Here is a 25,326-nt window from a genome sequence, read left to right as displayed (position 1 = left end):
TGGGCCCGCTCCTGGCGGCCTAGACGTCTTGGCGGGAAATCTCCATGATCAGAACATCATAGATACCCTTGCCGATCTGTTTTTGCGCAGCCTCCCGCAGAGCTGTGCGCAGCGGCTCCAGCACATCCGAACGGGTGAAAGCTCCGCGAAAACCTCCCATGTTGGCATGATCGAACAGCACCTGCAGGAAGACATCGCGCAGCTTGGGCTCATAGGCGCGCACTTTTTCGCTTGTGCCTTTTGCAGTTTCAAGACTGAGCGAGATGACGACCAGGGAAGTCAGCTGCTCGCGGTCGACAACCGGCACCACGAACTGGTTGTTGATCTTGATGTATTCACGCAGGTCCTCTTCGCTTTCTTCAGCGGGGTCCTCTACAGCCGCTACGGGGGTATGGGCCGCTTCGGCGCCGGCCGACACTTGGGTTTCCTCAGGCGCGGGCGCCAGCATTATGCCGGCGCCAATTCCGCCTCCGGTTCCCAGGATCAGCAGGATGACTGGCAGGAGTTTAGACAGCATGACAATCCTCAGAACGGCAGGACAACGTCAAGCAGCTGCTGGCCGTATCGCGGCTGCTGAACATCGGTGATCTGGCCGCGGCCGCCGTAAGAGACCCGGGCAGAGGCGATCTTGTCATAGGTGATTTCGTTCTGGCGGCTGATATCCTGAGGGCGGACATAGCCGGTAACAAGAAGCTCGCGCAGTTCGAAGTTTACCCGTAGCTCTTGGGTGCCGCTGATTGCCAGCACCCCATTGGGCAGCACATCCACAACCGTCGCGGCGACCCGCAGCTCCAGTTTTTCGCTTCGTTTGACGGAGCCCTTGCCGCCTGACGCGCTGGAGCTGCCAAGCTCTACGGCGTCAGCCGAGGAGGCGCCTTCCGGCAGTTTCCGGTCAAGCCGTTGCGGCAGGCCCAGCAACTGCGGCATGTTCAGGGTTTCGGAGCCCGAACGCGACCTTTGCGTGTCGTTGGAAATTTCCGCTTCCTCGTCGATTTCAATCACCACCGTCAGGATATCGCCGCGCTTGATGGCACGGCGGTCGCCCAGAAGCGATTGCTGTGAACCGCTCCAAAGAGAGGAGCCGTCAACAGTGCGCCGGGTCTGCGTCTGAGCAGGCAGTCCCTGGTAAAGCATCGCGACATGCTCCGGCGATTCATTGGCCGGGGTGAAGGACGGTGCCTTGCCCAGGTGGTCCATCCGGCCGCAGGCAGCCAGCAGGGTCAGCCCGAACAGTAGCGGTTTAACGGGAGAAAAATTCTTGGACATCAGTTTACCTCTACGGAGCCGTCTTCGGTAATCCGGCCTGTGACAGTGGTGCGGGAAGAAAGGTTCATGACCCGGACAGCCTCGCCGGCGGCGCCGCGTCCCAGGGCGCGGCCCTCCGCGGCGATGGACAGACCGCCCTGACGGAATATCAGAGTCACCAGGTCATTGCGTTCGACGATGGCGGGTGGGCCGATATCGCCCGGACGCAGGGGCCTGCCTGCATAAAGCGCAACGCGCGCTTCCATGCCGACCACCTCCGACGGATCCGACAGCGCGCCAAGGATTTCTCCCTTTTTCAAGGCCAGGTCTTCCGCGTTCACAATCGCTTTGGCACGGATTGTGCGCATTGGAACGAGGTACTCTGCCCAGGCGGGCGGGGTGCAGAGACCAGCAGCAGTCAGGCAGGCAAGAGCAAATTTCATCAGCGCACCTGTGTAGTTGCACCCATCATCTGGTCGACAGCCGAGATGACCTTGGCATTCATTTCGTAGCCGCGTTGGGCCTCGATCAGTTCGGTCACTTCGCGCACCGCATCAACCGAGCTGGCCTCCAGGTAGCCCTGGCGCAGAGTGCCCAAACCGTCTTCGCCCGCGGTGGATACGGTGGCCGCGCCGGAGGCTTCGGTTTCTGTAAACAGATTGCTGCCGATTGCCTCGAGCCCTTTGGGGTTGGTGAAACTTGCCAGTGTTAGCTGGCCCAGCAGCTGGCCTTCGGTGGTTTCGTTGAAATATCCGTAAACTTCACCCTCGGCATTGATTGAAATGCTGGTGGCATCGTCCGCAATGGTGATTTCCGGCGACACCGCGAAACCGTCGGAGGTCACGATTAAACCTTCCGCCGTGCGTTTCAGAGCACCGTCGCGGGTATAGGCGGTCTGACCGGAAGGCAGCGTCACTTCCAGGTAGCCTTTGCCGTCGATGGCGACATCCAGATCGTTGTTGGTCTGCTGCAGCGCGCCTTGCGCCAGATGCACCGATACGGCAGCCGGACGCACGCCGAGGCCCACCTGCACGCCGGTCGGCAGGACGGTGCCGTCGGAGGCGTTCACTGTGCCGGCCCGCGAAATCTGCTGGTAATGCAGGTCCGCAAACTCGGCGCGCCGGGCGTTGTAGGCAGTGGTGTTCATGTTAGCGAGGTTGTTGGAGATGGTCTCCACCCGCAGCTGCTGGGCGCTCATGCCGGTCGCGGCAATCTTCAAGGCACGCATCTGGATTCTCCTAGGTCTTGATCAGGTTCTTGATGGCATTGCGGATGCGCTCGTCTTCCGACTGCAGGAAGCTCTGGCCCATTTCATAGGCGCGCTGCACTTCGATCATCCGGGTTACCTCGGAAATCGCGTTCACGTTGGAGCCTTCCAGAAAGCCCTGCAGGACTTTTGAGTCGAAAGATTCCTCGATTTCGCCGTCGACGCGGAACATCACTCCGTCCTCGCGCACCAGCGAGTGCTTCTCCATCGGCTTGAACAGACCGAGCTGGCCTAGCAGGCGCCCGTTCGCGCTGATGGAGCCGTCAGCGCCCACTTCGATCTTGCCGGCATCCGGCGGGACGAAGACCGGCGCGCGACCTGCGTCCAAGACCCGGAAACCGTCCATGGTAACAAGGTCGCCTGCGGAGTTGGGGGAGAACGCTCCAGAGCGTGTCAGCCGCTCGCCCTGGGGCGTTTCGACCATGAAGAAACCCTCACCCTCGACGGCGAAATCAAATGACCCGCCGGTTTTGGTGAGCTGACCCTGCTCCATGGAGGTGTTGAAGATGTTGGCCCGCGACATCGACAGCGATTCCTGCCCGGATGACGACTGCACGAACTCCGAGAAAATCAGCCCTTCCTGCCGGTAGCCCGTGGTGGCGGAGTTGGCGATGTTGTTCGCGATGACACGCATTTCGCGCATCAGCCCCGACTGACGGGAAAGCGTGGCGTAACCTGCTGTTTCCATTACAAGCCTCCGGCAATCATTGGAACGACGTGGCCATCGAAAAAGGCCACGAGCGTTTGGGTCATGAAGCCCATGGTCATCCAGAACACGACAATGATCGCTGTCAGCTTCGGAACGAAGGTCAGCGTCATCTCCTGCACGGAGGTCAGGGCCTGGAACAGGCCGATGGTCAGCCCGACGACCAAGGCGACAACGAGGATTGGTGTCGACATGGTCACGGCTGCCCACATGGCCTGGCGCAGGGTGTCATAGAAGAGGCTTTCGCTCATCATGTTTCAGACCGGCATCCTCAGGATTTCCTGATAGGCCTCAACAACCTTGTTGCGCACCGTGACGGCGGTTTCCACCGCCAGCTCAGTCTGAGCGAGTGCCTGCACCAGAGCATGCGGATCAGCCTGAGAGGTCATTGCTTGCACGGAAACCTGCTCACTGCTCTGAAGGGTTGCTGCGAAACTCTCGAAGCTTTCTTTCAGGCGTGCGCCTGCGCCAGCGGCGTCATGATTGGGGTCGACTTTGGTTGCGGGCCGGGCGGCGGCATAGCCGCTGGCGGCGGAAAGACTGCGAATATCCATTCTGGATCTCCAAAATTTTCAGTTATCGTCTCAAAAGGTCCATCAAGGAGGCCGACATTGAGCGCGTCTGCTCGAACATCTTCAGGTTGGCCTCGTAGCTGCGCTGGGCTTCCCGGGCATCGGCGATCTCGATCATAAGATCGACATTCGAGCCTTCGTAATGCCCGCTTGCATCCGCCAGCGGATGGGAGGGGTCATAGACCTCCTCCAGGTCCCGCCGGTCCAGGGTGACCCTGCCGGTGCGCACATGTTCCACATCGGTCTGCAGCTCACGCACGGCTTCAAAGGGCACAGTCTTGCGGCGGTAGCCCGGGGTGTCAGCGTTGGAAATGTTTTCGGACACATGCCTCAGCCGTGCGGCTTGGGCCTTTAGACCGCTGGCGGTGACGGAAAGTGCTCTGGAAAATTCACTCATCGCTCATCCCCTCAATTCTTGCCCAGGCTTGCGCGCAGGATGTTCATGGAGGATTTGTAGATCGCCATGGCGCGCTTGTGCTGGCGTTCGACCTCGACCCCTTTCAAAAGTTCGGTCTCCACAGAAACTGAATTGTCATTGGGGTCGCTGCCTGCATCTGTTGAGGTGACAGCCCAGTCGATGCCGCTGCCTGCAGTGCCATTCAAATGGCTGCCGCGTGACGCGACCATACTGGCCGGGCGGGCACCTGCGGCGAAGACTTCTTTGAAGGGCTTGATATCTTTTGCGTGGTAACCCGGTGTATCGGCATTGGCGATATTCTGGGAAACCAGTGCCTGGCGTTTGCCGGCATGGGTCGCCATTGAATAGGCGATTTTGAATACGTTCAATTCTGTGAACACCAGGGCTTCTCCCTTGATCGATTTCAATCAAGGCTTAACCCCGATTCCTTTAGAAATTGTTTTCAGTACATCAAGGGAGGCCGCTTCGATGAAAGCAGAGCTGCAAGCACTGACCCGTCAAATTGCCGGAAAGCGCCTGGTGACCCAAGTCGGGCGGGTAACCGGGATTTCGGGTGGGGAGATTGAAATCACCGGCCTCGCTGCAGCAGCACGGATCGGGGACCGGCTGGTATTGCGCCGGGGTCCGCAAGACGCTTTGCATGGTGAAGTTCTGAAAATTAACGGGCGTAGTATCAGTATGTTACCTGATCGCGCACCGGATGGTGCCGCAATGGGAGATCCGGTTCTGCTGCATCCGTCACCGGAGTTTTCTCCCAGCGATCATTGGATTGGCCGGGTCATTGATCCGTTTGGAGAACCGCTGGATGGCCGTCCGATGCTTCCCGGTTCTACGCCCCGTGACCTGATGGCGCCGCCGCCCAAGGCAGCCGGCCGGCGTTCCATGGGGGAGCGGCTGGCCACCGGCCAGGCGGTTTTGAACACGATTCTCCCGATTGTTCAGGGGCAGCGGGTCGGCCTTTTTGCCGGCTCCGGGGTCGGAAAATCATCACTTCTGGCGAAACTGGCGCAAAGCATGGAAGCGGATGTGGTGGTAATGGCCTTGATCGGTGAGCGCGGCCGCGAGGTGAATCACTTCGTTGAGCAGGTGCTGGGGCCGGAGGGCATGCGTCGGGCTGTTGTAGTGGCCGCCACATCCGACCAGTCCGCGCTGGTGCGCCGCCGTTGCGCTTGGGCGGCCATGACCGTGGCCGAGCATTTCCGGGACCAAGGGAAAAACGTGTTGTTCCTGGCCGACTCGGTCACTCGTTTCGCAGAGGCGCACCGGGAGATTTCCGCTGCTTCCGGCGAGGCTCCGGCGCTGCGCGGATACCCGCCCTCTGTGACTCCATTGATTACCGGCCTTTGCGAACGGGCTGGGCCGGGTGGCGAAGGACAGGGCGACATTACGGCTGTCTTCAGTGTTCTTGTCGCCGGGTCCGACATGGACGAGCCGATTGCGGATATCTTGCGCGGAGTTCTTGACGGGCATATCGTGCTGAACCGGGAAATTGCCGAACGCGGGCGGTTTCCGGCTATTGATGTGTCGCGCTCGGTATCTCGCAGCCTGCCTGCCGCGGCTTCCGCAGACGAGAACGCGGCCATCCAGGATGTGCGTAAATACCTGGGAGCCTACGAACAATCGGAGGTGATGATCCGGGCAGGGCTTTATGCCGAGGGAAATGACGCGGTGCTGGATCAGGCGGTGAAGCTGTGGCCTGAACTGGATGCGTTTTTTGGCCGCGAGGATCCGGAGGGCATCACCAGCAGCTTCAACCGGCTGCTGCTGCTGTTGCGCCGCGCCAAGGCCGGGCGCTGAAACGCGTCTTAGCTGCGCCGGTTCACGGAACGCTGTTGTGAATCCAATCTAGCCGCTAGTAGCCGCTTTAGCTGTAAATAGGGCCTGAAACGAGCGGCAAAAGGAAGTTCATTGTCATTGTACCGGGCTGCAATGTTCGGCCGGTTCGCATTCTTTAATTTCAGGCATCAATCAGTTGTTCGATTGCACAAGAGTCCAATTCAGGCGACGCCACCCTTGGTACGGGGCTGGATTGTTTTCAGTCTGCAGGCATCTGTGAGAGTGCACCGTTGGAGACATACACCACAGCTGCGCGGCACCAGAAGTCTCCGAAGCCTGTCCGCCGGAAACGCAAGCGTGTTGCGATCTCAGTCAGGTAGCGCGTTGCAGTGGCCCGCGTATGTTCGACGAAACCTCGATTTACTTGGCTCGGTTGTACGGTCGGCAGTAGCATACCCGCCTGAGCACCACTTTGCTGCGACCTGAATGTGGCAATGATGGCCGCTTGCAGGTCTTAAGGGCGGCAGTGGGCAACATTTGCGGCTTGGGATCTATCCGGTTGGAGTAGCCGCAAGCTGCCCGACCGGGACTTCTGCTGGGTGCTTTTCACTGGCAGTGCGCTTTATGAAGGGGGGGCGGGGGCCCAGGGCTTCTGGCCGACCTTGTTTGGAATAACCTGCTGAGCTTAAAAACCGCTGCGGATGGTGTCAGCAAGTCTCGCGGCAAATGGGGCAGGGGTCCTCTTCAGGTGCTTGTCCTGCAGGAATTTTTTCAGTCCATCTTGGCCGGCCAAAAGGGGTTTCCCCTGTGACCGGCCTAAGATTGTATACCTGATCAGGACGGCCTGACGGCGAATAAACGTTCTTCGCGCGGCAGAAGAGTGCGCAGAGCCTTGAGGCAGCGGTAATGGTTGTTGCTGATCAGGGCGTCGGTTGCTTCCGCTATGGAAGCCCGGCTGTCCGGGTCGGTGAACACCTGGCTCAACTCCTCGATCCGCCGCAGCATCGGAAGGCGTTCTTCTTCCGGGTCTGCGTCGCCCGACAAGATCAGCTGGGCAGCGTAGCACACCCTGCGTACCGGGGTATTGGCTTCTTCCGGATGAATTGCGTCTCGTAAACGCAGAATATTGGCATCAGGGGTGACGATGGACAGGCGGCTGCGGCGGTCGCCGTTTTCAATCACCGCGCCATTTACAAGGACGCGCTCCTTGGGGGCAAGTTTCAGGACAAGTCCGCTCATTTTCAGGATGCTCCGCTGCGGAGGCCACGCATGATGGCCGTATTGATTTCCACCAGCGGCCGGACATCGGCCTTGCGCTGAAGCACTTTGGTGGTGTGTTGTCTCGTGAATTCTCCCAGCTCGAACAAGTTCTGCTTCAGGTCATCCGGCAGGGGATTGCCTTTCGAAGCGATGTCGACAGTGAAAATGGACCAGAGCTTCCGGTTGTCATTCAGCGCGGTTGCGAGCTCATTGAACCCCTCACGGCCTTTTTGCGTCGCCATGATCATCCTGCGGGTGATGCGGGCAATCACTTCATACTCGAAATTCTTTGCTGTCCGGGTCGGGGTCTTTGCCGCCGAATAGGCACTCTTCGCCTTCAGAAGGGCATTCACGTGTTTTCCTAACGTATTATTCTTCAGGTTCTCTGAGAGGGGAAGACCGGGGCGCGATCAGCGCCCCGGATCAGGCTGTTAACGGAACAGCTGCTGCAGAGTCTGCGGCGCCTGGTTCGCGATCGAGAGCGATTGCACAGCCAGCTGCTGCTGGGTCTGCAGCGCTTTCAACCGGGCCGACGCCTCTTCCATGTTGGTGTCTGCCATCGTGCTGACACCGGATTTCAGCGAGTCGGTCAGTTTCGACACAAAGTCGTTCTGATCGGACAGACGGTTGCTGTCTGCACCCAGCTGGGCCGCGGAGTCGATTGCGAACGTCAGCAGGGCTTCGATCTGGGTCAGAACGTCTTCGGCATTTGCGGAGGTCAGCGCGTCGATGTCGCTGGTATCCAGAGACGCACCGGTGTCGATTGCCGAAACGGTGATCACGTCGCCGGATGCGCTGATGCCGCCAAGAACGTCCAGCTGCGATGTGACAGCGGTATCCAGCAGGTTAGCGCCGTTGAAGCTGGCCGAGTCGATGATCGATTCGATCTGTTCCTTCTTCTTGGCCAGGTCAGCCTCGATCTTGGCGTGGTCAACGTTCTGCGAAACGCCGGCAACCGCCAGTTCACGCATTTCCTTCAGGGTCTCAACGATCTGCTCCATGCCGGAGGAGGCAACAGCCACGGTTGCCTCGCCGAAGTTCAGGGCATCGCCCACAGCTTCGTAGGCCTGGATGTCGGATTCCATGGACTTGGAGATGGCCCAGACAGCGGAGTTGTCCTTCGCCATGCCGACCTCTTTACCGGTCGAGATCTGGTTCTGGGTTTCTTCCAGATTGTTGTTCACCGACTTCAGGGTCTGCAGAGCAACCATTGCGCCGTTGTTGGTCAGAATGCTGGTCATAGCTTTTTCCTTTAGCTGCGGGGCACTTTGGCCCCTGAATTACTTGCCCCTCCGGGGCTGTGTGACGTCTTTCTGACTGTGCGTTCCACCGTCCGGCTTCCGCGCCACCCTTCATCAGGTGCAAGGCGACTTTGGCGTAGGAGTTGCTAAGGGAGTGCTAATGGCGGGATTTGGTTTTCTAGAATTTTTCCCAAATTGCACTCACGCCCGTTTTTCCAGCTTTGCACCGCTGCGGGTGCCGTAGCGGGTCCTGCGTCCGGACTGGTCATAGACGTCCAGCCCCTTGCGGATGCGGCGCAATTCGGCCATTCGCGCCGCTACTGACCGGATCCCGTCCATAGCACTGTCCAACAGACTCTGGTTGCGCGACAGCTTGGTCTGCACTTGTTCCAGAGACTCGCGTTCCAGTTCCGAAACGGCGTTCAGTTTGCTGATGATTTTCTCTTTCTTGGCCAGGAGCTCTTCCAGCTTGCCCAGGTCTCCTGCCATCAGAGCAGTGCGTTCGCGGTCTAGGACCTGGTCAAGTTCATCAATCAATTGCTGCGGTTCAGGGTTGCTCACCTTGGGTCTCCTTCAGTGCGTGATAGAGTGATTCGGCCAGCCCGATGCCGCCGGAACGGGAAATCTGGTTGGCCTGTTCGCGGATCAGAAAGCTGGAAAATTGCTCCTCCCCAGCGCCGCCGCCGAAAGCTTCACTGGCTTCGCCGAGGCCGGCTGATTTCAGCATTTCTGCGAGAAAAGTGGCTTCCAGCTCAATTGCTGCCTCGCGCAGCGGGTCGCTGATTGCAGGCCGCACCGGGGTGGCTGCAGACGTGGTCTGAAGCGGGATGGGCAATAGATCTGTCATGTCCGGTTCTCCGGTTGAAACTCGAATTCCATCGATTTTTCCGAGACTGCGCTGCAACCGGTTAAAATTGCCGTAACTGCTTTGGGTTAAGCCTTGGGGGTCGAGATAGAATGTCTGGAACAGATCATGATGATGAATTCGATCCTTGGTGTCGAACCTGCCGCAGGCGGGAAAGCGACGTCTGCTGCAACGGGAAAAGCAAGAGAATCAAGTGGTTCTAGAGATTTTTCGGATTTTCTCACATCTGATCCGGACCGCGGCGGTTCATCTGGAAATGTTGCCTCAACCGATAGCGAATCTGCTGCGGAGGCAGCAAAAGCCGACGCGAAGCTTTCGGAAGCTGGCAGCGAAATGGAAGCCTTTAGCGGAGAGGACATAGAGACAGCGGGTGCTGAAGAGGGCGGCATAGAGCCGGGCACTCTTGAAAAGTTTCCAGTAGAAGCCTTCGCTGAGGATGCTGGCGAACCGGCGCTGGAAAGCGAAATAGCGGCAGTTCCCGGAAATGAATTGCCTCGGGAGCCTAAAGTCCCGAACGGTAAAGGGAGCGCGGGAGAAACGGCTGCCGAATCTAATGGTGTTGAGGCCGTGCAGCGCAGTAAAACTGCTGACGTCCCGGACGGTAAAAGCTCACCTCAGCCTGCAGTGAACATCAGCAGCGCAGAGCCGGCGGCGTCACAGCCCCGCGGCAACTCGGCAGCGGGCACAACGGGCAACGCGGGCGCAGAGGCCCCGGTTTCGGAAGCGTCGCCGCAAATCATGGCGGCAGGAGCGGCCAAAGGTCAGACTGCAGAACGCTCTGGCGGCGAAAACCAAAGCATGCAGGCTGTTCCTCTCCGGAAAGAGGAGAAACATGCCGTCCCCATCAGAGCTGCAGCCGGTTTGGAAAATGCTGATATAAGGTCACAGGCAGATGCAGGCAGACCTGAGGGCAGAAGTCCTGTCAAGCTGGGGGCAACGGAACAGCCGGTTCCGGGGTTCCGAAGTAATGTTCCTGGCGGCCAAGCCCCGGAAGAACAGGCTGCGGCCAGAGCAGTTTCCGGTTTTCCAAATGAGAAAGCGGTTGAACAAGATGCCGCCAAGAGGCCGGAAGGTGCCGTGCGCAGCGTTCAGCCTGGCGCACAAGCCGCGGTACAGGCACTTTCGGCCAGTCAGCAAACTCCCCGGGCCGCAACCCGCAATGCGGAAGTCGGCACGGATAGTGTAAAGGTTTCCGCAGAGCGGCCGCCTGAGCCGTTTGCTGCCGGAAAGACCGTTTCCGTGACGTACAATGCCGGGGGAATTCAACCGCCGCCGGCACTGCAGGCGATCCAGCAGACTGCGGCAGTTTTTCAGCCGCTTCTGGCTGGCGGGATGATGGGAGAAAGCAGCGATGCGGATCCGCTTTCCCCGGCGCTAGGCCTTTCCGGCGAAACACTGGGGCTGAGCCAGATACTGGCAGAAGCTTCTTTTGGTTCGCCCGCAGCGCACCGGCCGGAAGTTCCCCGGATGATCGCAGCCCAGATTGCCGAAGCATTTGCCGCCAAGGGTGAGCAGAAGGTCGAGGTCAGTCTCAATCCGCAGGAACTGGGGCAGGTTAAAATGCGTGTGGTGACCAGTGAAACAGGCATCACAATGATCATCCAGACCGAGCGTCCGGAGACAGGCGACCTGATGCGCCGCCACATCAATGAACTGGCCGAAGAGTTCCGCCGCATGGGGTATGAGGACATTTCCTTTGAATTCAGCGGCGGCGGGACCGGCAGCAACGGTGCTGAAGATGGAGCAAAGGACGGCACCGGACAGGCAGGCGGCAGGGCGGAAGCGCAGCCTGGAAGCGCTCCGGCGAACGGTGAACAAGCAACACAAAACCTCCGGCTCGGAACCGCCGGCGTAGATATGAGGGTTTGACCAGATGACATCTGCAGTAACTTCTGCGGGCAACCCCGCAGCGCAATCCAGCCCGCAGCCGGCGAGTTCGCAAAAAACCTCCGGGCTGACGTCCGATTTCGAGACCTTCGTGAAGATGCTGACGGCACAGGCGACAAACCAGGATCCGCTGGAGCCGCTCGATTCGACCGAATATGCGGCACAACTGGCGCAATTCTCGATGGTCGAGCAGCAAACCAAAAGCAACACATTGCTGGAGGGGCTGCAATCCCAGCTTGGCTTGGCCAATATGGCAGCCCTTTCTGGCTGGGTTGGCATGGAGGCGCGGGCGGTTGCGCCTGGCTATTTCGACGGCAGCAATACGGTCACCATCGCGCCTAACCCGGCCGCCGCCGCTGATTCTGTAACTTTGGTTGTGAAGAATGCGAACGGCACCGAAGTGCAGCGCGTCGCTTTGCCGGTTTCCGCTGAACCCTACGAATGGAACGGCCTGGATGAGGACGGCAATCCGTTGGAAGCCGGAGAATACTCCTTTGTTGTCGAGAGCCGGAAAGGTGACGACCTGCTGCTGCAGGAGTACGCTGAAGTCTACTTCAAGGTGAACGAGACCCGGATGCAGGGCGGCGAAGTTGGGCTCATAACGAAGGGCGGTTCGGTGGTTCTGGCCTCCTCCGTCAGTGCACTGCGTGACCCTTCGGGTTAAGCCTGCGGTATCCGCGGCCGGAAAAACTGTCTAAGAACAAGGCGGCACAACTCCGGAGGCTACCCTGAAACCGCTGCCTGACCAGTTCGAAGCCCGTTTCTTTGCCTTTTTGTCTGCAAAGGGGCTGCATGTGCCTGCTCCGCGGCGTCTGACCGGCGGACGCTCCAACCATGTCTGGCGGGCTGGCGGGCTGGTGATCAAGCTATATACTGAGGACGGGCCAAATCCTCTGTTTGCCAATGATCCGGCCCGGGAAGGTGCGATCCTGGCGGCGCTGTCCGGGACCGGTATGGTGCCGCCGCTAGTGCAAACCGGAGAATTCGAGGGCCGGAAGTGGCTGGGGTATGCCCATGTCAACGGCAGCCCCTGGCAGGAAGACACCGCCCATGTGGCGCGGCTTTTGGGTCGTTTGCATGATTTGGCACCGCCGCCCGGGCTGCCGGACGGTGTGAACGGGAGCAAGGCATTGGAAGTGCAAACCTTGAATATCCTGCGGGTTTGCAAGCGCGGCGGGCAGCTGGCTGCCTTGCGCCCGCTGGGACGTGTTCCACCGCTGCCTCAACCGCTGCTTATTCATGGCGACCCGGTGCCCGGCAACCTGTTGGCGCACGACGGCACTTTGACGCTGATTGACTGGCAATGTCCTCAAGTCGGCGATCCTGCAGAAGATCTTGCACTGTTTTTGTCTCCCGCAATGCAACTGATGTACCGGGGAGCGCCGCTGTCAATGAGGGAGAAGGACTGTTTTTTGCGGGCCTACCCGGATCCCAGGATTGCCGGAAGGACCCTTGCGCTTATGCCTTGGTTCCACTGGCGGATGGCGGCTTATTGCCTGTGGCGGGCCGACCGCGGCGGGGAGAAGGACTGGCAGGCCTATGAACTGGAACGCGAGGCGCTTCAGTCCATCAGGCCCAAGACCGCATAGGCAGGCGGCATCAGCACCCGTCGGGCGCGGCCAAAGGGAAAGCGCGGCATCCGTTGCACAACGGGGGAATAGGGCAGCTCCGGTGAGCGCCCCTGCACCAAATCGCTGAGCAGCCGCCCGGCATAACTGCCCATTGCGACACCGTTACCGTGATAGCAGAGACCAGCAAACATGCCTGTGTGATTGGGCACCGGGCCGATATAGGGCACAAGATTGCGCGAGAGGCAGACCATGCCGGACCAGCAATGTGTGGTTTCCACACTGCGCCACGCCGGGAACATCGCTTCGAAATCCTTCCGCAATGTGCGCCGGATGCCGGCCTCAGCCCAGGGCGAGGCCAGCAGCCCGCCGCGCATCCCAAACAGGAAGCGCCTGTCCGGCATCAGCCGGAAATAATGCAGCAGGTTGCGCGTGTCGTAGGCCATCTGGTGCGAGAACCAACCCTGGTTCTGAAGCTCCGTTTCGGAAAGCGGCCGTGTGACCATGACCGTCGACTGCGCGGGCATGTACCGCCCGGCCAGCCAGCCCGGCAAGTCCTCGGAGGAATAGCCATTGGTGGCGATGACAACCCTTCCGGCGCGCAATACCCCCTGATTTGTCTTTATTTCATAGGTGCCGCCGGCCGGCTTAACGGCCAAGGCTGCGCTGCGCTGAAACAATTTCCCCCCGGCTTTCCGCGCTGCACTGGCCAGGCCAAACAGGTACTTTCTCGGGTTCAGGGCGAAACCGACGGGCGTTGTCAGGGCAGCGTGAAAATTGCCGTTCAGCCCGAACTCCGCCAATTGGTCGCGGTGCAGGAAGTTGGGCTTTCCACCTGTCTTCCGGATTTCTTCTGCCTGCGCGAGCAGTGAGCGCGCCGCCTTTGCACTGTGCGCCAACTGGGTTTCCCCGTGCGAGTGAGTGTCGGCATCAATGCCATGCGATGCCAGAAGGTCTTGCACGAGCTGCACAGCAGCTTCTTCGCTGGCGCCGTATGAATCAGCAGCGGTCCTGCCGAAAAACCTGCGCAGTGCGGCGCTGGACAGTTTCGAACCGCCAAGGCAGCAGAAGCCACCATTGCGCCCGGATGCGCCCCAGCCTGGTGTCTCCGCCTCCAGCACGGCAACGGAAATACCGGATTCGGCCAGGTGGAGTGCTGCCGATATGCCGGTGAAACCGCCGCCGATGATTGCCACATCAGCGGAATGGTTGTCCTGCAGCACCGGCCACTCAGGGGCTTGGACGGTCTCGTCCCACCAGCAGTTGCTGCGCGGGGCGGGACCATAGGCGTAGTCGGAGAAGATCCGGCGCATCAGGCGCGCACCGCCGCCTGTTCCTCCCGTTTCTGGCGCGCCACATGGTGCTTGGTCACCAGCGAGGCGGTGATGACACCCACGGTAACGATGCTGATCATGATCGTCGACAGCGCGTTGATCTCTGGGCTGACACCCAGGCGCACGGCAGAGAAGATTTTGATCGGCAAGGTGGTCGCTGCAGGGCCGGAAGTGAAGGAGGCGATCACCAGGTCATCGAGCGACAAGGTAAAGGCCAGAAGCCAGCCTGAAATCACCGCGGGTGCAATGATCGGCAGGGTCACAAGACGGAAGGCCTCCGCCGGGGAACATCCCAGATCGAGTGCTGCTTCCTCCAGCGAGCGGTCAAAGCTCACCAAGCGGGAGGACACCACAACAGACACATAGCACATGGAGAAAGTGGTATGCGCCAGCACGATGGTCAGCACGCCGCGGTCCAGCCCGATGCCGATGAACAACAAGAGCAGCGACAGCCCGGTTATCACCTCCGGCATAACCAGCGGTGCATAGATCATTCCGGAGAACAGTGTCCGCCCCATGAACCGTCCTCCGCGCACCAGCACATAAGCCGCGATGGTGCCCAGGACCGTCGCCATGGTGGAAGAGAACACAGCCACTTTCAGTGTCACCCAGGCAGCGTTCAGAAACGCATCGTTCTGCAGCAGTTCGCCATACCATTTGGTGGAGAAACCGGCCCAGACGGTGACCAGCTTGCTTTCGTTGAAGCTGAAAATCACCAGGATCACCATCGGGATGTAGAGGAAGGCGAAGCCGAGGGTCAGTGATACGGCGTTAAACCAGCTCATTCGGTTCATTGGTCTGCCTCCTGCTGTTTCTGCTGGTTGCGCTGGAACAGCACGATCGGAATGATAAGGAGCAGCAGCAAGACCACCGCCACGGCGGATGCCACCGGCCAGTCACGGTTTGAGAAGAACTCCTCCCACAATACCTTGCCGATCATCAGCGTGTCGGAGCCGCCGAGCAGCGACGGGATCACAAACTCACCCAGCACCGGAATGAAGACCAGGAAGCAGCCGGCAATGATGCCGTTCTTGGACATTGGAATGGTCACCAGCCAGAACGCCGTCAGGCGAGAGCACCCCAGATCCTCCGCGGCTTCGATCAGCGAGCCGTCCAGGCGCTCCAGTGCCGAATAGACTGGCAGGATCATGAAAGGCAGGTAAGTGTAGACAATGCCGATATAGACCGCGGAATTTGTGTTGAGGATAGTCAGCGGTTCGGAGATCACCCCGATCCACATCAAGAACTGATTGAGAAAGCCTTCGTTCGAGAGGATGCCCATCCACGCGTAGACGCGGATCAGGAAGGAGGTCCAAAACGGCAGGATCACCAGCATCATCAGCGTTGGCCGCCACTCCTCAGGCGCGCGTGCCATGCCATAGGCGATCGGATAACCCGCCAGCAGGGTGAAGAACGTCGAGATGAGTGCGATCTTCAGGGAGCTGAGGTAAGCTTTCCAATACAGGTCATCTTCGGTCAGCCAGATAAAGTTCTCGAAATCAAGGGCGTCGATGAGGGCACCGATGCCCGCCTCGGGGTCGAAGCGCGGTACATACGGAGGGATGGATACCGCGTAATCAGACAGCGAGATTTTGAAGACGATGGCAAAAGGCACCAGGAACAGTGCCACCAGCCAGACATAGGGAATGGCGATCAGGAAATACCGGCGCATTATTCAGCCAGCAGAACGCCTGCCGTGGCGGTCCAGGACAGCCAGACAGTGTCTTCCCAGGTGTAGGCGCGGCGGGCGATGCGGCGGGTGTTGGCGGTTTGCGCCTTGATCACCGTGCCTGTGGGCAGCTCTACATGGTACGTGGAGATGTTGCCGAGATAAGCGATATCGAGAATGCGGCCCTGCACGGCATTGTCGGCCTCTGCTGGTTTTTCCGCGCTGATCGACACCTTTTCCGGCCGGATCGCCAGATGGCATTTCTGCCCGTCGGAAAATACATTCGGGGATTTCACGGTCAGCGGTTCGTGGCCCTCGTGCCAGGACAGGGCGTAGGCATCCTTGCCATTTGGTTTTGCGCTGCCTTCGATCAGGTTCACGTCGCCAATGAAATCTGCGACGTAGACTGAATTCGGGTTTTCGTAGATCCGGTCGGGCGTCGCCACCTGGATGATCTTGCCGTGATCCATCACAGCGACGCGGGAAGCCACGGTCATCGCCTCCTCCTGGTCGTGGGTCACGATCACAAATGTGGTGCCAGTCTTTTCCTGGATGTCCATCAGCTCGAATTGGGTGTCCTGGCGCAGCTTCTTGTCCAGCGCGCCCAGCGGCTCGTCGAGCAGCAGCAATTTCGGGTGCTTTGCCAGCGAACGGGCCAGGGCAACGCGCTGGCGCTGGCCGCCGGAAATCTGATGCGGCTTGCGGCGGGCGAATTTCTCCAGCCGGGTCAGTTTCAGCATCGCCTCGACGCGATCACCGATGTCATGTTTGGGCATTTTCTCGCGTTTCAGGCCGAAGGCGATGTTTTCCCAAACCGACAGATGCGGGAACAGCGCGTAGGACTGGAACATCATGTTAACCGCGCGCTTGTTCGGCGGCACGGGAGCGATATCCTGCCCGGCCAGGAAAATCTTGCCTTCGGTCGGGGTTTCAAAACCGGCAAGCATCCGCATGAGCGTAGTCTTGCCGCAGCCGGACGGACCCAGCAGTGCGTAGAACTCCCGCTCGTAAATGTCGATGGTCAGGTTGTCGATGGCGGTGAATTCACCATAGCGTTTGGTAACATTCTGGAAGTGAATCAAAGGCTTTGCCTCGGGATCGTTCCAGGGTTCGAAAACGGATGTAGTCAAGCCGGCCCCCTGTGAGGTGCTCGCGTGCGAGTAGTTCTGAAGGTCCATTTGGGAGAGTGTCCGTGATTGTCGGCAGGACGCACACGGCGTCCTGCCTGGTCAGGTCCGCGGGTCAGGTGCCCGATTTGATCTTGGTCCACATGCGGGTGGCCTTGCGCTGGATCTTCGGCGGATAGCTTTCCTTGATGTACAGGTTCTTCACTGTCTCATCGTTCGGATAGATCGCCGGATCCCCGATCACGTCTTCTTCCAGGAACTCCTGGCTCGCCTTGTTGCCGTTGGCGTAATAGACGTAGTTCGAAGCCGCAGCCATGTTCTGCGGATCCATGATGAAATTCAGGAACTTATGCGCGCCTTCCGGGTTCGGTGCATCAACCGGGATTGCCATCTGGTCGAACCACATCAGAGCGCCCTCTTTCGGGGCGTTGTAGACGATCTCCACACCGTTATCCGCTTCCGCGGCGCGGTCTCTTGCCTGCAGGATGTCGCCTGACCAGCCGAAAGCCACGCAGATGTCGCCGTTGGCAAGAGCGTTGATGTATTCGGAGCTGTGGAATTTGCTGACATAGGGGCGGACAGCCATCAGAACCGGTTCGGCTTTGGCAACCACATCGGCATCCTGACTGTTGGGGTCTTCACCAATGTACTGCAGGGCGGCTGGTATCATCTCGTCCGGAGCGTCCAGAAAGTGGACCCCGCAGCTGGCCAGCTTTTCCATGTTCTCGGGATTGAAAACCAGATCCAGGGAATCGAGCGGTGCATCGTCACCGAGCACTTCCTTCACTTTGCCGACATTGGCTCCGATGCCGGTGGTGCCCCACATATAGTTCACCGAATAGGCATTGTCCGGATCGTAGCGGGCAGTGCGCTCCTTGATCGCGTCCCACATGTTGTCCGAGTTGGTCAGCTTGGAAAAGTCGAGCTTTTGAAAGGCGCCAGCCTGGATCTGGCGCGCCAGAAAGGAGCCGGTCGGCACCACTACGTCGTAACCGGAGCCGCCTGCCAGCATTTTGGTCTCCAGGACCTCGTTGCTGTCGAACACATCGTAAATCAGGTCGATGCCGGTTTCCTTCTCGAATTTTTCCAGCAGGCCTTCGTCGATATAGTCCGACCAGTTATATACCCGCACCTCTTCCGCCGCAGCAGCGGCAGCCGTGCCAAGGGCAACGACGGCAGTCATGGTCATCGTTTTAAGTGTCATGAATTTCTCCCTGTGGGCGCCGGCTTCCGGGTCCGGCTGTAATCAGATTTGATCAAGTTTTGCCGCGTTCGGCAATACTCTTTATGTTTTCACTTGGCCCGGGATGGTGCAATCTGGCCAAAATCTAGGAGGAATTCCCCAGGTGACAGAGACCACTTCGCCCGCACAAGCAGCACATGAAAACCCGGCCAAACTGCCCGCGCATGAGATCGTTTATCAGAAGCTCAGGGCGCAAATTCTGTTCGGTGAACTGGTGCCGGGACAAGCGGTGACAATCCAGGGGCTGGTCGAAACTCTGGAGGCCGGCATGACCCCAGTGCGCGAGGCGATCCGGCGGCTGATCTCGGACGGGGCGCTGATGTTCCAGGGCAACCGCCGCGTGTCGGTGCCCTTGCTGGGGCCGGAAGATCTGGAGGAGCTTATTTTTGCAAGGAAAACAATTGAGTGTGAACTTGCGCGTCGGGCTACTCCACATATCGGCACGGCTGATATCGACGAACTGGTCATGATCGATCACGCCTTGGACAAGGCGATCGCCACCGGCGACGTGGCGGGCTATCTGGTGCAGAATTACAGCTTCCACACGGCCCTGTATTCCCATGCCAATGCCCCCATACTCAGCGACATCGCTGACCGCCTTTGGCTGCGTTTCGGGCCCTCCCTGCGGGTGGTCAGCGGGCGGCTGGGTACTCAAAGCTTCCCGGACCGCCACAAGGACATCCTGGATGCCCTGCGGCGGAAAGACCCGGAAATGGCAGCTTTGGCGATGGAAAGGGACGTCTGCCAGGGCATGGATCAGGTGGTTGAGGGGCTGAGGGGGGGCAACTGATTCGATTGACACCTGAGAATTTGATCATATTCTGGTGCCAATCAGTTATTCTCAGGAGCGAGTCCCATGACCGTGATCACCAACCACATGCCGACGGCTGAGTTGCAGGCGCTGGACGCCGCCCACCATATGCACCCGTTCACCGCCAATGGGGAACTGTCGCAGAAAGGCGCGCGTATCATCACCCGCGCCGATGGTGTGCATCTGACAGACAGCGAAGGCCATCAGATCCTCGATGCGATGGCAGGCCTGTGGTGCGTCAACATCGGTTATGGCCGCGGCGAACTGGCCGAGGTGGCCGCCCGCCAAATGCGCGAGCTGCCTTATTACAACACGTTTTTCCAGACCACGCATGTGCCGGCCATTGCGCTGGCCGCAAAGATCGCCGAACTGGCGCCGGGCGACCTGAACAACGTGTTCTTCGCGGGTTCCGGCTCGGAGGCGAATGACACCAACATCCGAATGGTGCGGCATTACTGGGCGCTGAAGGGCAAGCCGTCGAAGTCTGTCATTATCAGCCGCAAGAATGCCTATCATGGCTCTTCTGTAGGCAGCGGCTCCCTTGGCGGGATGAGCGGCATGCACGCCCAGGGCGGGATGCCGATTCCGGACATCCACCATATCAACCAGCCGAACTGGTGGGCTGAAGGCGGCGACATGCCGCCAGAGGATTTCGGGCTGCAGCGCGCGCGCGAACTCGAAGAGGCAATCCTGGAACTGGGTGAAGATCGCGTAGCGGCCTTTATCGCCGAGCCGGTGCAAGGCGCTGGCGGCGTGATTGTACCACCGGACAGCTATTGGCCAGAAATTCAGCGCATCTGCGACAAGTATGAAATCCTGCTGATCGCGGATGAGGTGATTTGCGGCTTCGGGCGAACCGGCAACTGGTTCGGCAGCGAAACGCTGAACATCCGCCCCGATATCATGACCATCGCCAAGGGCCTCAGCTCCGGCTATGCGCCAATCGGCGGCTCAATAGTCAGCGATGAGGTTGCTTCGGTGATCGCGGGAGACGAGTTCAACCACGGCTACACTTATTCCGGGCACCCGGTCGCGGCCGCAGTTGCGCTGGAAAACCTGCGCATCCTTGAAGAGGAAAACATTCTAGGCCATGTGCGCGATGTGGCCGCGCCGTATCTGAAACAGAAATGGGAAGCACTGACCGACCACCCGTTGGTGGGTGAGGCCAGAATCGTCGGCATGATGGGCTCTATTGCGCTGACTCCCAACAAGGAAGCCCGCGCCGCTTTCGCATCCGATGCGGGTACAGTCGGGTATATCTGCCGCGAGCGCTGTTTCGCGAACAACCTTGTGATGCGTCATGTTGGTGACCGGATGATTATTTCGCCGCCGCTTGTGATCACGCCGGAACAGATCGACGTCCTAATCGAGCGGGCCACAAAGTCGCTGGACGAGTGTTACGCCGAACTGAAAGCGCAGGACCTTCTGCGGAGCGCCTGATTCCGCATTCAAACCTAGAATAAGAGCGACTCACAAGGGCCTGGCAACAATGTTGCCGGGCCTTTCCTTTTCGGTTCCAGGTGTAAAAGGGTCGGTTTCTGGTCGGTCTTTCGCATATCGGGGCGCAAAATATCATGGGTGCGTCGCAAAATGTCCGATCCGGGAGGGGGGAGCGCGGCTAGGGTTCCTTCAGGATATTCTTTTCCGTCTGAAGAAAGCCAAAGTATGATTTTCGTACGCTCATCGGTGAAAGAATATTTTTTTCATATCTAGCGCTTGATAGCGTTGGTGTGATTAACTTCAAATAAGTGCAGAGCAAATCTGCCGGAATGACAAACTACGGGGAGCCTGCTTTGGCTGATGCGTCAAACGTTGATGCGTTCGTTGAATTCGAACGCGTCCAAAAGAGCTATGATGGCGAAAATCTCGTTGTCAAAGACCTCAACCTCACCATGCCCAAGGGCGAGTTTCTTACAATGCTGGGCCCGTCAGGTTCGGGAAAGACCACTTGCCTTATGATGCTGGCTGGTTTTGAAACCGCGACCCATGGCGACATCCGCTTGGACGGGACTTCTATCAACAACATCCCGCCGCACAAGCGCGGCATCGGCATGGTGTTCCAGAACTACGCGCTGTTCCCGCACATGACGATCGCGGAAAATCTCTCTTTCCCGCTGGAAGTCCGTAAGATGGGCAAGTCCGAGCGCGAGGAGAAAGTGAAGCGGGCGCTGGACATGGTGGAAATGGGGGCCTTCGGCGGCCGCCGTCCGGCGCAGCTTTCGGGCGGGCAGCAGCAACGGATTGCTCTGGCCCGCGCGCTGGTGTTCGAACCCGAGCTGGTTCTGATGGATGAACCGCTGGGTGCGCTCGACAAGCAGCTGCGCGAGAAAATGCAGTTTGAAATCACCCATCTGGCGCACCGCCTGGGCATCACAGTGGTTTATGTGACCCACGACCAGACCGAAGCGCTGACCATGTCGGACCGGGTTGCCGTGTTCGATGACGGCCGCATTCAGCAGATCGCGCCGCCGGATCAGCTGTACGAAAGCCCGGAAAACAGCTTTGTCGCCCAGTTCATCGGTGAAAACAACACGCTGGAAGGCACCCTAAAAGAGATCAAGGGCGACCGGGCGCTTGTGCAGCTCGATGATGGGGAACTGATCGACTGCAAGCCGGTCAACGTCTCCAAGCCTGGCGAACGTACCCGGGTCTCTATCCGCCCAGAGCGCGTTGAATATAATAAGAACCGCCTGCAGGCAGGCGTGCATACTTTGAAAGCGGAAGTTTTGGAGTTCATTTATATGGGCGACATCTTCCGCACCCGTCTGAGGGTGGCCGGCAATGATGAGTTCATCATCAAGACCCGTAACGCCCCGGACCAAGTCCGGTTGCAGCCCGGTCAACAGATCGAAATCGGCTGGCTGCCGGACGACTGCCGCGCGCTGGACGCCTGATCCGCGCGCGTCGAACCCCCGGCAGAAGAACGACCGGGGGCTTCACTTCTGTGAAATTCAACAAGGAGAGACTCTCTATGAAACTCAGCAAACTGTCTGCACTGGCGATGACCACCGCCCTTTGCGCCCCTTCGGCCTTTGCCGAGGAAATGGCCAATGAGCTGACCCTGGTGTCCTGGGGCGGTGCTTACCAGGCCAGCCAGCACAAGGCCTATGTTGAGCCCTACCTGGCCGCGAACCCCGACGTGAAAGTGGTCTGGGATGAAAGCTCGGCCGAAGCCGTGGCCAAGATCCGCGCCATGAACGAGGCCGGCAATGTGACTTGGGATCTGGTGGACGTCGTGGCCTCCGACGCCATGCGCCTGTGCGACGAAGGCCTGGCGGAAGAACTGGACCATGACGAGGTTCTGGCCGAAGCGCCCGATGGAACACCGGCATCCGAAGACTTTGGCGACCTGATCGTCAGCGACTGCTTCGTGCCGCAAATCGTCTATTCGACCACCTTCGGCTACCGCACAGACCTCATCGACCAGCCGGACTCGGTCTGCGCGATCTTTGATACCGAGAAGTATCCGGGCAAGCGATCGCTGCAGAAGCGGCCGATCGACAACATGGAGTGGGCGCTCTACTGCGACGGCGTGGCCAAGGAAGAAATCTACGACGTGCTGGGCACCGATGAAGGCGTGGAACAGGCGCTGGCGAAGCTCGACACCATCAAGGATCAGGTGGTCTGGTGGACTGCAGGCGCAGAAACCCCGCAGCTGCTGGCCGATGGCGAAGTAGTGATGGGCTCCACCTTCAACGGACGCCTGTTCTCGGCAATCGCGGAGCAGGGCCAGCCGATCGGCATGCTCTGGGACATGCAGTCCTTTGACCTGGACGGCTGGGTTGTTCCAGCTGGCCTGCCTGCGGACCGTAAGGCCCGCGTGATGGACTTCCTGAAGTTCGCCACGGACACCCAGCGTTTGGCAGACCAGGCGGCATACATTTCCTACGGCCCGGCCCGTGCCTCCTCGGCACCGCTGGTCGGCAAACATGCCGAACTGGGCATCGAAATGGCGCCGCACATGCCGACCGATCCGGCCAACGCCGGCAACGTGCATGTCTATGACTATGAATGGTGGGCGGACAACCGTGATGATCTGGACGCTAAGTTCCAGGCATGGCTGGCCAAGTAAGCTGACCTTTCTCTGAACTGAAAGGCCCGGCAGGGGCCGACTGAACGCTGGCCCCTGCCCCAAAAAATACAAAAGACCCGACGGGGAACCCCATGAGTGACATCACCCAATCCGGCCCGGTGCTGGCCGCGGACGGCACGCCGCTGAAGCGCAGCTTGTCACGGGCGCTGCGCATGCAGAAATTGCGCGCCCTGATGCTGATTGCGCCGCTTTTGCTGTTCATACTTGTGACATTCATCCTGCCGGTGGGTGACATGCTGTTCCGCTCGGTGGAAAACGGCATAGTGCGGGATACACTGCCGCGTACCGTTGAAGCCCTGGCGGATTGGGATCCGGCCTCAGGCGAACTGCCCGAGGAAGCAGTGTTTGCTGCCATGGCTGCCGATCTTCAGATTGCGGCCGAAGAAAAGACCCACACCAAGGTCGCCAAGCGTCTGAACTATGAAAATCCGGGCGTCTCCTCCGTATTCCGCAAGTCGGGGCGCAAGGTCAGCAAATGGGACCTCGCGACGGATGGGCCATTCCGCGAGAAGCTGATCGATATTGACAAAGGCTGGGGCGATATCGAGCTCTGGCGTACCATAAAAACCTATTCCGGACAGATCACATCCGGTTACTTCCTGAATGCCGTCGATATGCAGCTTGGCGCGGAAGGCCCTGAAATCCGGCCTGAGAATGAGCGGATCTACAACACCATGCTGATCCGCACGATGCGGATGTCCCTGATCATCACCTTCAGCTGCATTCTGCTTGGCTACCCGGTGGCATGGATTCTGGCCAACCTGCCCGCACGCAAGGCAAACCTTCTGCTGATCCTGGTGCTGCTGCCGTTCTGGACCTCGCTGCTGGTGCGGACCTCGGCTTGGAAGATCCTGCTGCAGCAGCAGGGCGTGATCAACGATACCTTGGTCTGGATCGGGCTAGTGGACGACGCGAACCGGCTGGTCCTGATCAATAACGAACTCGGCACAATCATCGCGATGACTCACATCCTGCTGCCGTTCATGATTCTGCCGATGTACTCGGTCATGCAGACCATCAACCCGTCCTATCTGCGTGCCGCCAAATCCCTGGGAGCAACGGACTGGACAGCCTTCTGGCGCGTCTACTTCCCGCAGACCGTGCCAGGAATCGGCGCAGGCTCGATCCTCGTCTTCATCCTGGCCGTGGGCTATTATATTACCCCGGCGCTGGTTGGCGGCACCAAAGGCACCTTTATCTCGAATCTGATTGCCTACCACATCTCGACCTCCGGCAACTGGGGCCTGGGTGCGGCACTGGGTGCAATCCTTCTGGCGGTCGTCCTGCTCCTTTACTGGGTCTACGACAAGGTCGTCGGCATCGACAACGTTAAGCTGGGATAACCGATATGAGCGCACTTCCTCCTTATGCGACCGTTGGCCAGCGCACCTGGCACTACACTTTCCGGGTGATCTGCGGTCTGGTCTTCTTCTTCCTGATCGCTCCAATTGTGGTGATTATCCCGCTCAGCTTCAACGCGCAGGACTTCTTCACCTTCACGCCGGAAATGCTGCGGCTGGATCCTGAAGGCTATTCGCTGAAGCACTACCGTGACTTCTTCAACAACGACTCCTGGCAGTCTGCGATGTGGAACTCGCTCAAAATCGCGCCGATGGCCACCATCGTTTCGGTCACCTTCGGCACACTGGCCGCCATCGGCCTCAGCCAGCCGCATGTACCGTTCCGCCGTGCGATCATGGCCATCCTGATCTCTCCGATGATCGTGCCGCTGATCATCTCCGCGGCGGGCATGTATTTCTTCTACAGCCGCATCGGCCTGCAAGGGACCTACATTGGCGTGGTTCTGGCGCATGCCGCGCTGGGCATTCCCTTCGTGATCATCACGGTGACGGCTACGCTGGTGGGCTTTGACCGCTCGCTGACACGCGCCGCGGCCAACATGGGGGCAGACCCGGTCACCACCTTCTTCCGGGTGCAGATGCCGCTGATCCTGCCGGGGGTGATCTCGGGCGGCCTGTTCGCCTTCATCACTTCCTTCGACGAAGTGGTTGTGGTGCTGTTTGTAGGCTCGGCCGGGCAAAAGACGCTGCCTTGGCAGATGTTCATCGGCCTGCGCGAGCAGATCTCGCCGACCATCCTGGCTGTGGCGACGATCCTGGTTGCGATCTCCATCATGCTGCTGGCGACGGTGGAAATGCTGCGCCGCCGCTCCGAGCGCCTGCGCGGGATGTCTCCCAGCTGATCACCGCAACAATCATTTAACATCAAAGGCCCCGCAATGCG

Annotated in this window: 28 protein-coding genes and 1 pseudogene; 10 read left to right on the top strand and 19 right to left on the bottom strand. The window is 59.4% G+C overall.

All coding sequences use genetic code 11. The features are described from left to right. Positions 1 to 19 precede the first annotated feature (19 nt). From KUV26_RS11660 to KUV26_RS11620, 9 genes are read right to left on the bottom strand one after another with little or no spacing between them, the layout of a single operon-like run. Complete coding sequence (locus KUV26_RS11660; RefSeq protein WP_222508449.1) at positions 20 to 517, bottom strand: flagellar basal body-associated FliL family protein; 498 nt, start codon at positions 515 to 517, stop codon at positions 20 to 22. 8 nt (positions 518 to 525) lie between these two features. Next, entirely contained in the window at positions 526 to 1,266 is a 741-nt protein-coding gene (gene flgH / locus KUV26_RS11655; protein ID WP_222508448.1) for a flagellar basal body L-ring protein FlgH, read from the bottom strand. Further along, positions 1,266 to 1,688 (bottom strand): flagellar basal body P-ring formation chaperone FlgA, encoded by a 423-nt coding sequence (flgA, locus tag KUV26_RS11650; RefSeq protein ID WP_222508447.1) that lies wholly within the window; start codon positions 1,686 to 1,688, stop codon positions 1,266 to 1,268. Before flgA ends, flgH begins: the two co-directional genes overlap by 1 nt. Next, complete coding sequence (flgG, locus tag KUV26_RS11645; protein ID WP_222508446.1) at positions 1,688 to 2,473, bottom strand: flagellar basal-body rod protein FlgG; 786 nt, start codon at positions 2,471 to 2,473, stop codon at positions 1,688 to 1,690. Before flgG ends, flgA begins: the two co-directional genes overlap by 1 nt. Positions 2,474 to 2,483: 10 nt before the next feature. Next, positions 2,484 to 3,200: a flagellar hook-basal body complex protein gene (locus tag KUV26_RS11640; protein ID WP_222508445.1), complete on the bottom strand. Its 717-nt coding sequence runs from the start codon at positions 3,198 to 3,200 to the stop codon at positions 2,484 to 2,486. Beyond that, on the bottom strand, positions 3,200 to 3,472 hold the full coding sequence (locus tag KUV26_RS11635) for a flagellar biosynthetic protein FliQ (protein ID WP_222504170.1): 273 nt from the start codon (positions 3,470 to 3,472) through the stop codon (positions 3,200 to 3,202). The genes KUV26_RS11640 and KUV26_RS11635 overlap by 1 nt, the downstream gene beginning before the upstream one ends. Before the next feature lie 3 nt (positions 3,473 to 3,475). After that, on the bottom strand, positions 3,476 to 3,772 hold the full coding sequence (gene fliE / locus KUV26_RS11630) for a flagellar hook-basal body complex protein FliE (protein WP_222504171.1): 297 nt from the start codon (positions 3,770 to 3,772) through the stop codon (positions 3,476 to 3,478). Positions 3,773 to 3,794: 22 nt separating this feature from the next. Then, on the bottom strand, positions 3,795 to 4,187 hold the full coding sequence (gene flgC, locus KUV26_RS11625; RefSeq protein ID WP_222504172.1) for a flagellar basal body rod protein FlgC: 393 nt from the start codon (positions 4,185 to 4,187) through the stop codon (positions 3,795 to 3,797). An 11-nt stretch (positions 4,188 to 4,198) separates the two neighbouring features. Further along, the gene (locus tag KUV26_RS11620) at positions 4,199 to 4,588 is read right to left on the bottom strand and encodes a FlgB family protein (RefSeq protein WP_222504173.1); all 390 of its coding nucleotides are present in this window, start codon (positions 4,586 to 4,588) and stop codon (positions 4,199 to 4,201) included. 88 nt (positions 4,589 to 4,676) lie between these two features. On the opposite strand from KUV26_RS11620, the gene KUV26_RS11615 reads away from it, so the two are divergent. Continuing rightward, positions 4,677 to 6,005: a FliI/YscN family ATPase gene (locus tag KUV26_RS11615; protein WP_222508597.1), complete on the top strand. Its 1,329-nt coding sequence runs from the start codon at positions 4,677 to 4,679 to the stop codon at positions 6,003 to 6,005. Between the two features lie 813 nt (positions 6,006 to 6,818). On the opposite strand, the gene flbT is transcribed toward KUV26_RS11615, so the two are convergent. From flbT to KUV26_RS11590, 5 genes are all read right to left on the bottom strand, one after another. Further along, complete coding sequence (gene flbT / locus KUV26_RS11610; RefSeq protein ID WP_222504175.1) at positions 6,819 to 7,223, bottom strand: flagellar biosynthesis repressor FlbT; 405 nt, start codon at positions 7,221 to 7,223, stop codon at positions 6,819 to 6,821. Positions 7,224 to 7,225: 2 nt separating this feature from the next. Continuing rightward, a complete protein-coding gene (flaF, locus tag KUV26_RS11605) occupies positions 7,226 to 7,597 on the bottom strand; it encodes a flagellar biosynthesis regulator FlaF (RefSeq protein WP_222504176.1) in 372 nt (123 codons plus the stop codon). Positions 7,598 to 7,675: 78 nt separating this feature from the next. Beyond that, positions 7,676 to 8,485 (bottom strand): flagellin, encoded by an 810-nt coding sequence (locus tag KUV26_RS11600; RefSeq protein ID WP_222504177.1) that lies wholly within the window; start codon positions 8,483 to 8,485, stop codon positions 7,676 to 7,678. 201 nt (positions 8,486 to 8,686) lie between these two features. Then, a complete protein-coding gene (locus KUV26_RS11595) occupies positions 8,687 to 9,046 on the bottom strand; it encodes a flagellar protein FlgN (RefSeq protein ID WP_222504178.1) in 360 nt (119 codons plus the stop codon). After that, a complete protein-coding gene (locus KUV26_RS11590; RefSeq protein ID WP_261399847.1) occupies positions 9,033 to 9,332 on the bottom strand; it encodes a rod-binding protein in 300 nt (99 codons plus the stop codon). Before KUV26_RS11590 ends, KUV26_RS11595 begins: the two co-directional genes overlap by 14 nt. A gap of 126 nt (positions 9,333 to 9,458) precedes the next feature. Here KUV26_RS11590 and KUV26_RS11585 point away from each other — a divergent pair, with 126 nt between their 5' ends. The 3 genes from KUV26_RS11585 to KUV26_RS11575 all read left to right on the top strand — a co-directional run bounded on the left by KUV26_RS11585 (position 9,459) and on the right by KUV26_RS11575 (position 12,826). Next, on the top strand, positions 9,459 to 11,219 hold the full coding sequence (locus KUV26_RS11585; protein ID WP_222508444.1) for a flagellar hook-length control protein FliK: 1,761 nt from the start codon (positions 9,459 to 9,461) through the stop codon (positions 11,217 to 11,219). Positions 11,220 to 11,223: 4 nt separating this feature from the next. Continuing rightward, positions 11,224 to 11,901 (top strand): FlgD immunoglobulin-like domain containing protein, encoded by a 678-nt coding sequence (locus tag KUV26_RS11580; protein WP_222508443.1) that lies wholly within the window; start codon positions 11,224 to 11,226, stop codon positions 11,899 to 11,901. Positions 11,902 to 12,025: 124 nt separating this feature from the next. After that, positions 12,026 to 12,826 (top strand): aminoglycoside phosphotransferase family protein, encoded by an 801-nt coding sequence (locus KUV26_RS11575; protein ID WP_261399860.1) that lies wholly within the window; start codon positions 12,026 to 12,028, stop codon positions 12,824 to 12,826. On the opposite strand, the gene KUV26_RS11570 is transcribed toward KUV26_RS11575, so the two are convergent. The 5 genes from KUV26_RS11570 to KUV26_RS11550 form a co-directional block, all read right to left on the bottom strand. Continuing rightward, positions 12,799 to 14,118 carry an NAD(P)/FAD-dependent oxidoreductase gene (locus KUV26_RS11570; protein WP_222508442.1) on the bottom strand — a complete coding sequence of 440 codons (1,320 nt, stop codon included), beginning with the start codon at positions 14,116 to 14,118 and terminating at the stop codon, positions 12,799 to 12,801. The two genes, KUV26_RS11575 and KUV26_RS11570, sit on opposite strands and share 28 nt — an antisense overlap. Further along, positions 14,118 to 14,933, bottom strand: a complete 816-nt coding sequence (locus tag KUV26_RS11565; protein WP_222504182.1) for an ABC transporter permease — start codon at positions 14,931 to 14,933, stop codon at positions 14,118 to 14,120. Before KUV26_RS11565 ends, KUV26_RS11570 begins: the two co-directional genes overlap by 1 nt. Then, a complete protein-coding gene (locus KUV26_RS11560) occupies positions 14,930 to 15,811 on the bottom strand; it encodes an ABC transporter permease subunit (RefSeq protein WP_222504183.1) in 882 nt (293 codons plus the stop codon). Before KUV26_RS11560 ends, KUV26_RS11565 begins: the two co-directional genes overlap by 4 nt. Beyond that, positions 15,811 to 16,938, bottom strand: coding sequence for an ABC transporter ATP-binding protein (locus KUV26_RS11555; protein ID WP_222508441.1), 1,128 nt, complete (start codon positions 16,936 to 16,938; stop codon positions 15,811 to 15,813). Before KUV26_RS11555 ends, KUV26_RS11560 begins: the two co-directional genes overlap by 1 nt. A gap of 112 nt (positions 16,939 to 17,050) precedes the next feature. Then, positions 17,051 to 18,139, bottom strand: a complete 1,089-nt coding sequence (locus tag KUV26_RS11550) for a polyamine ABC transporter substrate-binding protein (protein WP_222508440.1) — start codon at positions 18,137 to 18,139, stop codon at positions 17,051 to 17,053. A 142-nt stretch (positions 18,140 to 18,281) separates the two neighbouring features. On the opposite strand from KUV26_RS11550, the gene KUV26_RS11545 reads away from it, so the two are divergent. The 6 genes and pseudogenes from KUV26_RS11545 to KUV26_RS11520 form a co-directional block, all read left to right on the top strand. Beyond that, complete coding sequence (locus tag KUV26_RS11545; RefSeq protein ID WP_222504186.1) at positions 18,282 to 18,968, top strand: GntR family transcriptional regulator; 687 nt, start codon at positions 18,282 to 18,284, stop codon at positions 18,966 to 18,968. A gap of 66 nt (positions 18,969 to 19,034) precedes the next feature. Further along, positions 19,035 to 20,429: an aspartate aminotransferase family protein gene (locus tag KUV26_RS11540; protein WP_222504187.1), complete on the top strand. Its 1,395-nt coding sequence runs from the start codon at positions 19,035 to 19,037 to the stop codon at positions 20,427 to 20,429. Positions 20,430 to 20,782: 353 nt separating this feature from the next. After that, a complete protein-coding gene (locus KUV26_RS11535) occupies positions 20,783 to 21,883 on the top strand; it encodes an ABC transporter ATP-binding protein (RefSeq protein WP_222508594.1) in 1,101 nt (366 codons plus the stop codon). Between the two features lie 77 nt (positions 21,884 to 21,960). Then, positions 21,961 to 23,061, top strand: coding sequence for an extracellular solute-binding protein (locus KUV26_RS11530; protein WP_222504189.1), 1,101 nt, complete (start codon positions 21,961 to 21,963; stop codon positions 23,059 to 23,061). Between the two features lie 92 nt (positions 23,062 to 23,153). Beyond that, a complete protein-coding gene (locus KUV26_RS11525) occupies positions 23,154 to 24,425 on the top strand; it encodes an ABC transporter permease (RefSeq protein WP_222504190.1) in 1,272 nt (423 codons plus the stop codon). A 14-nt stretch (positions 24,426 to 24,439) separates the two neighbouring features. Further along, a pseudogene (locus tag KUV26_RS11520) lies at positions 24,440 to 25,285 on the top strand (ABC transporter permease); the annotation flags it as partial. Positions 25,286 to 25,326 lie beyond the last annotated feature (41 nt).

This window comes from Leisingera daeponensis, from assembly GCF_019801465.1.
GTDB lineage: Bacteria > Pseudomonadota > Alphaproteobacteria > Rhodobacterales > Rhodobacteraceae > Leisingera > Leisingera daeponensis_A.
The sequence above is the reverse complement of the archived record's forward strand: the minus strand, read 5'-3'. Positions and strand labels throughout refer to the sequence as shown.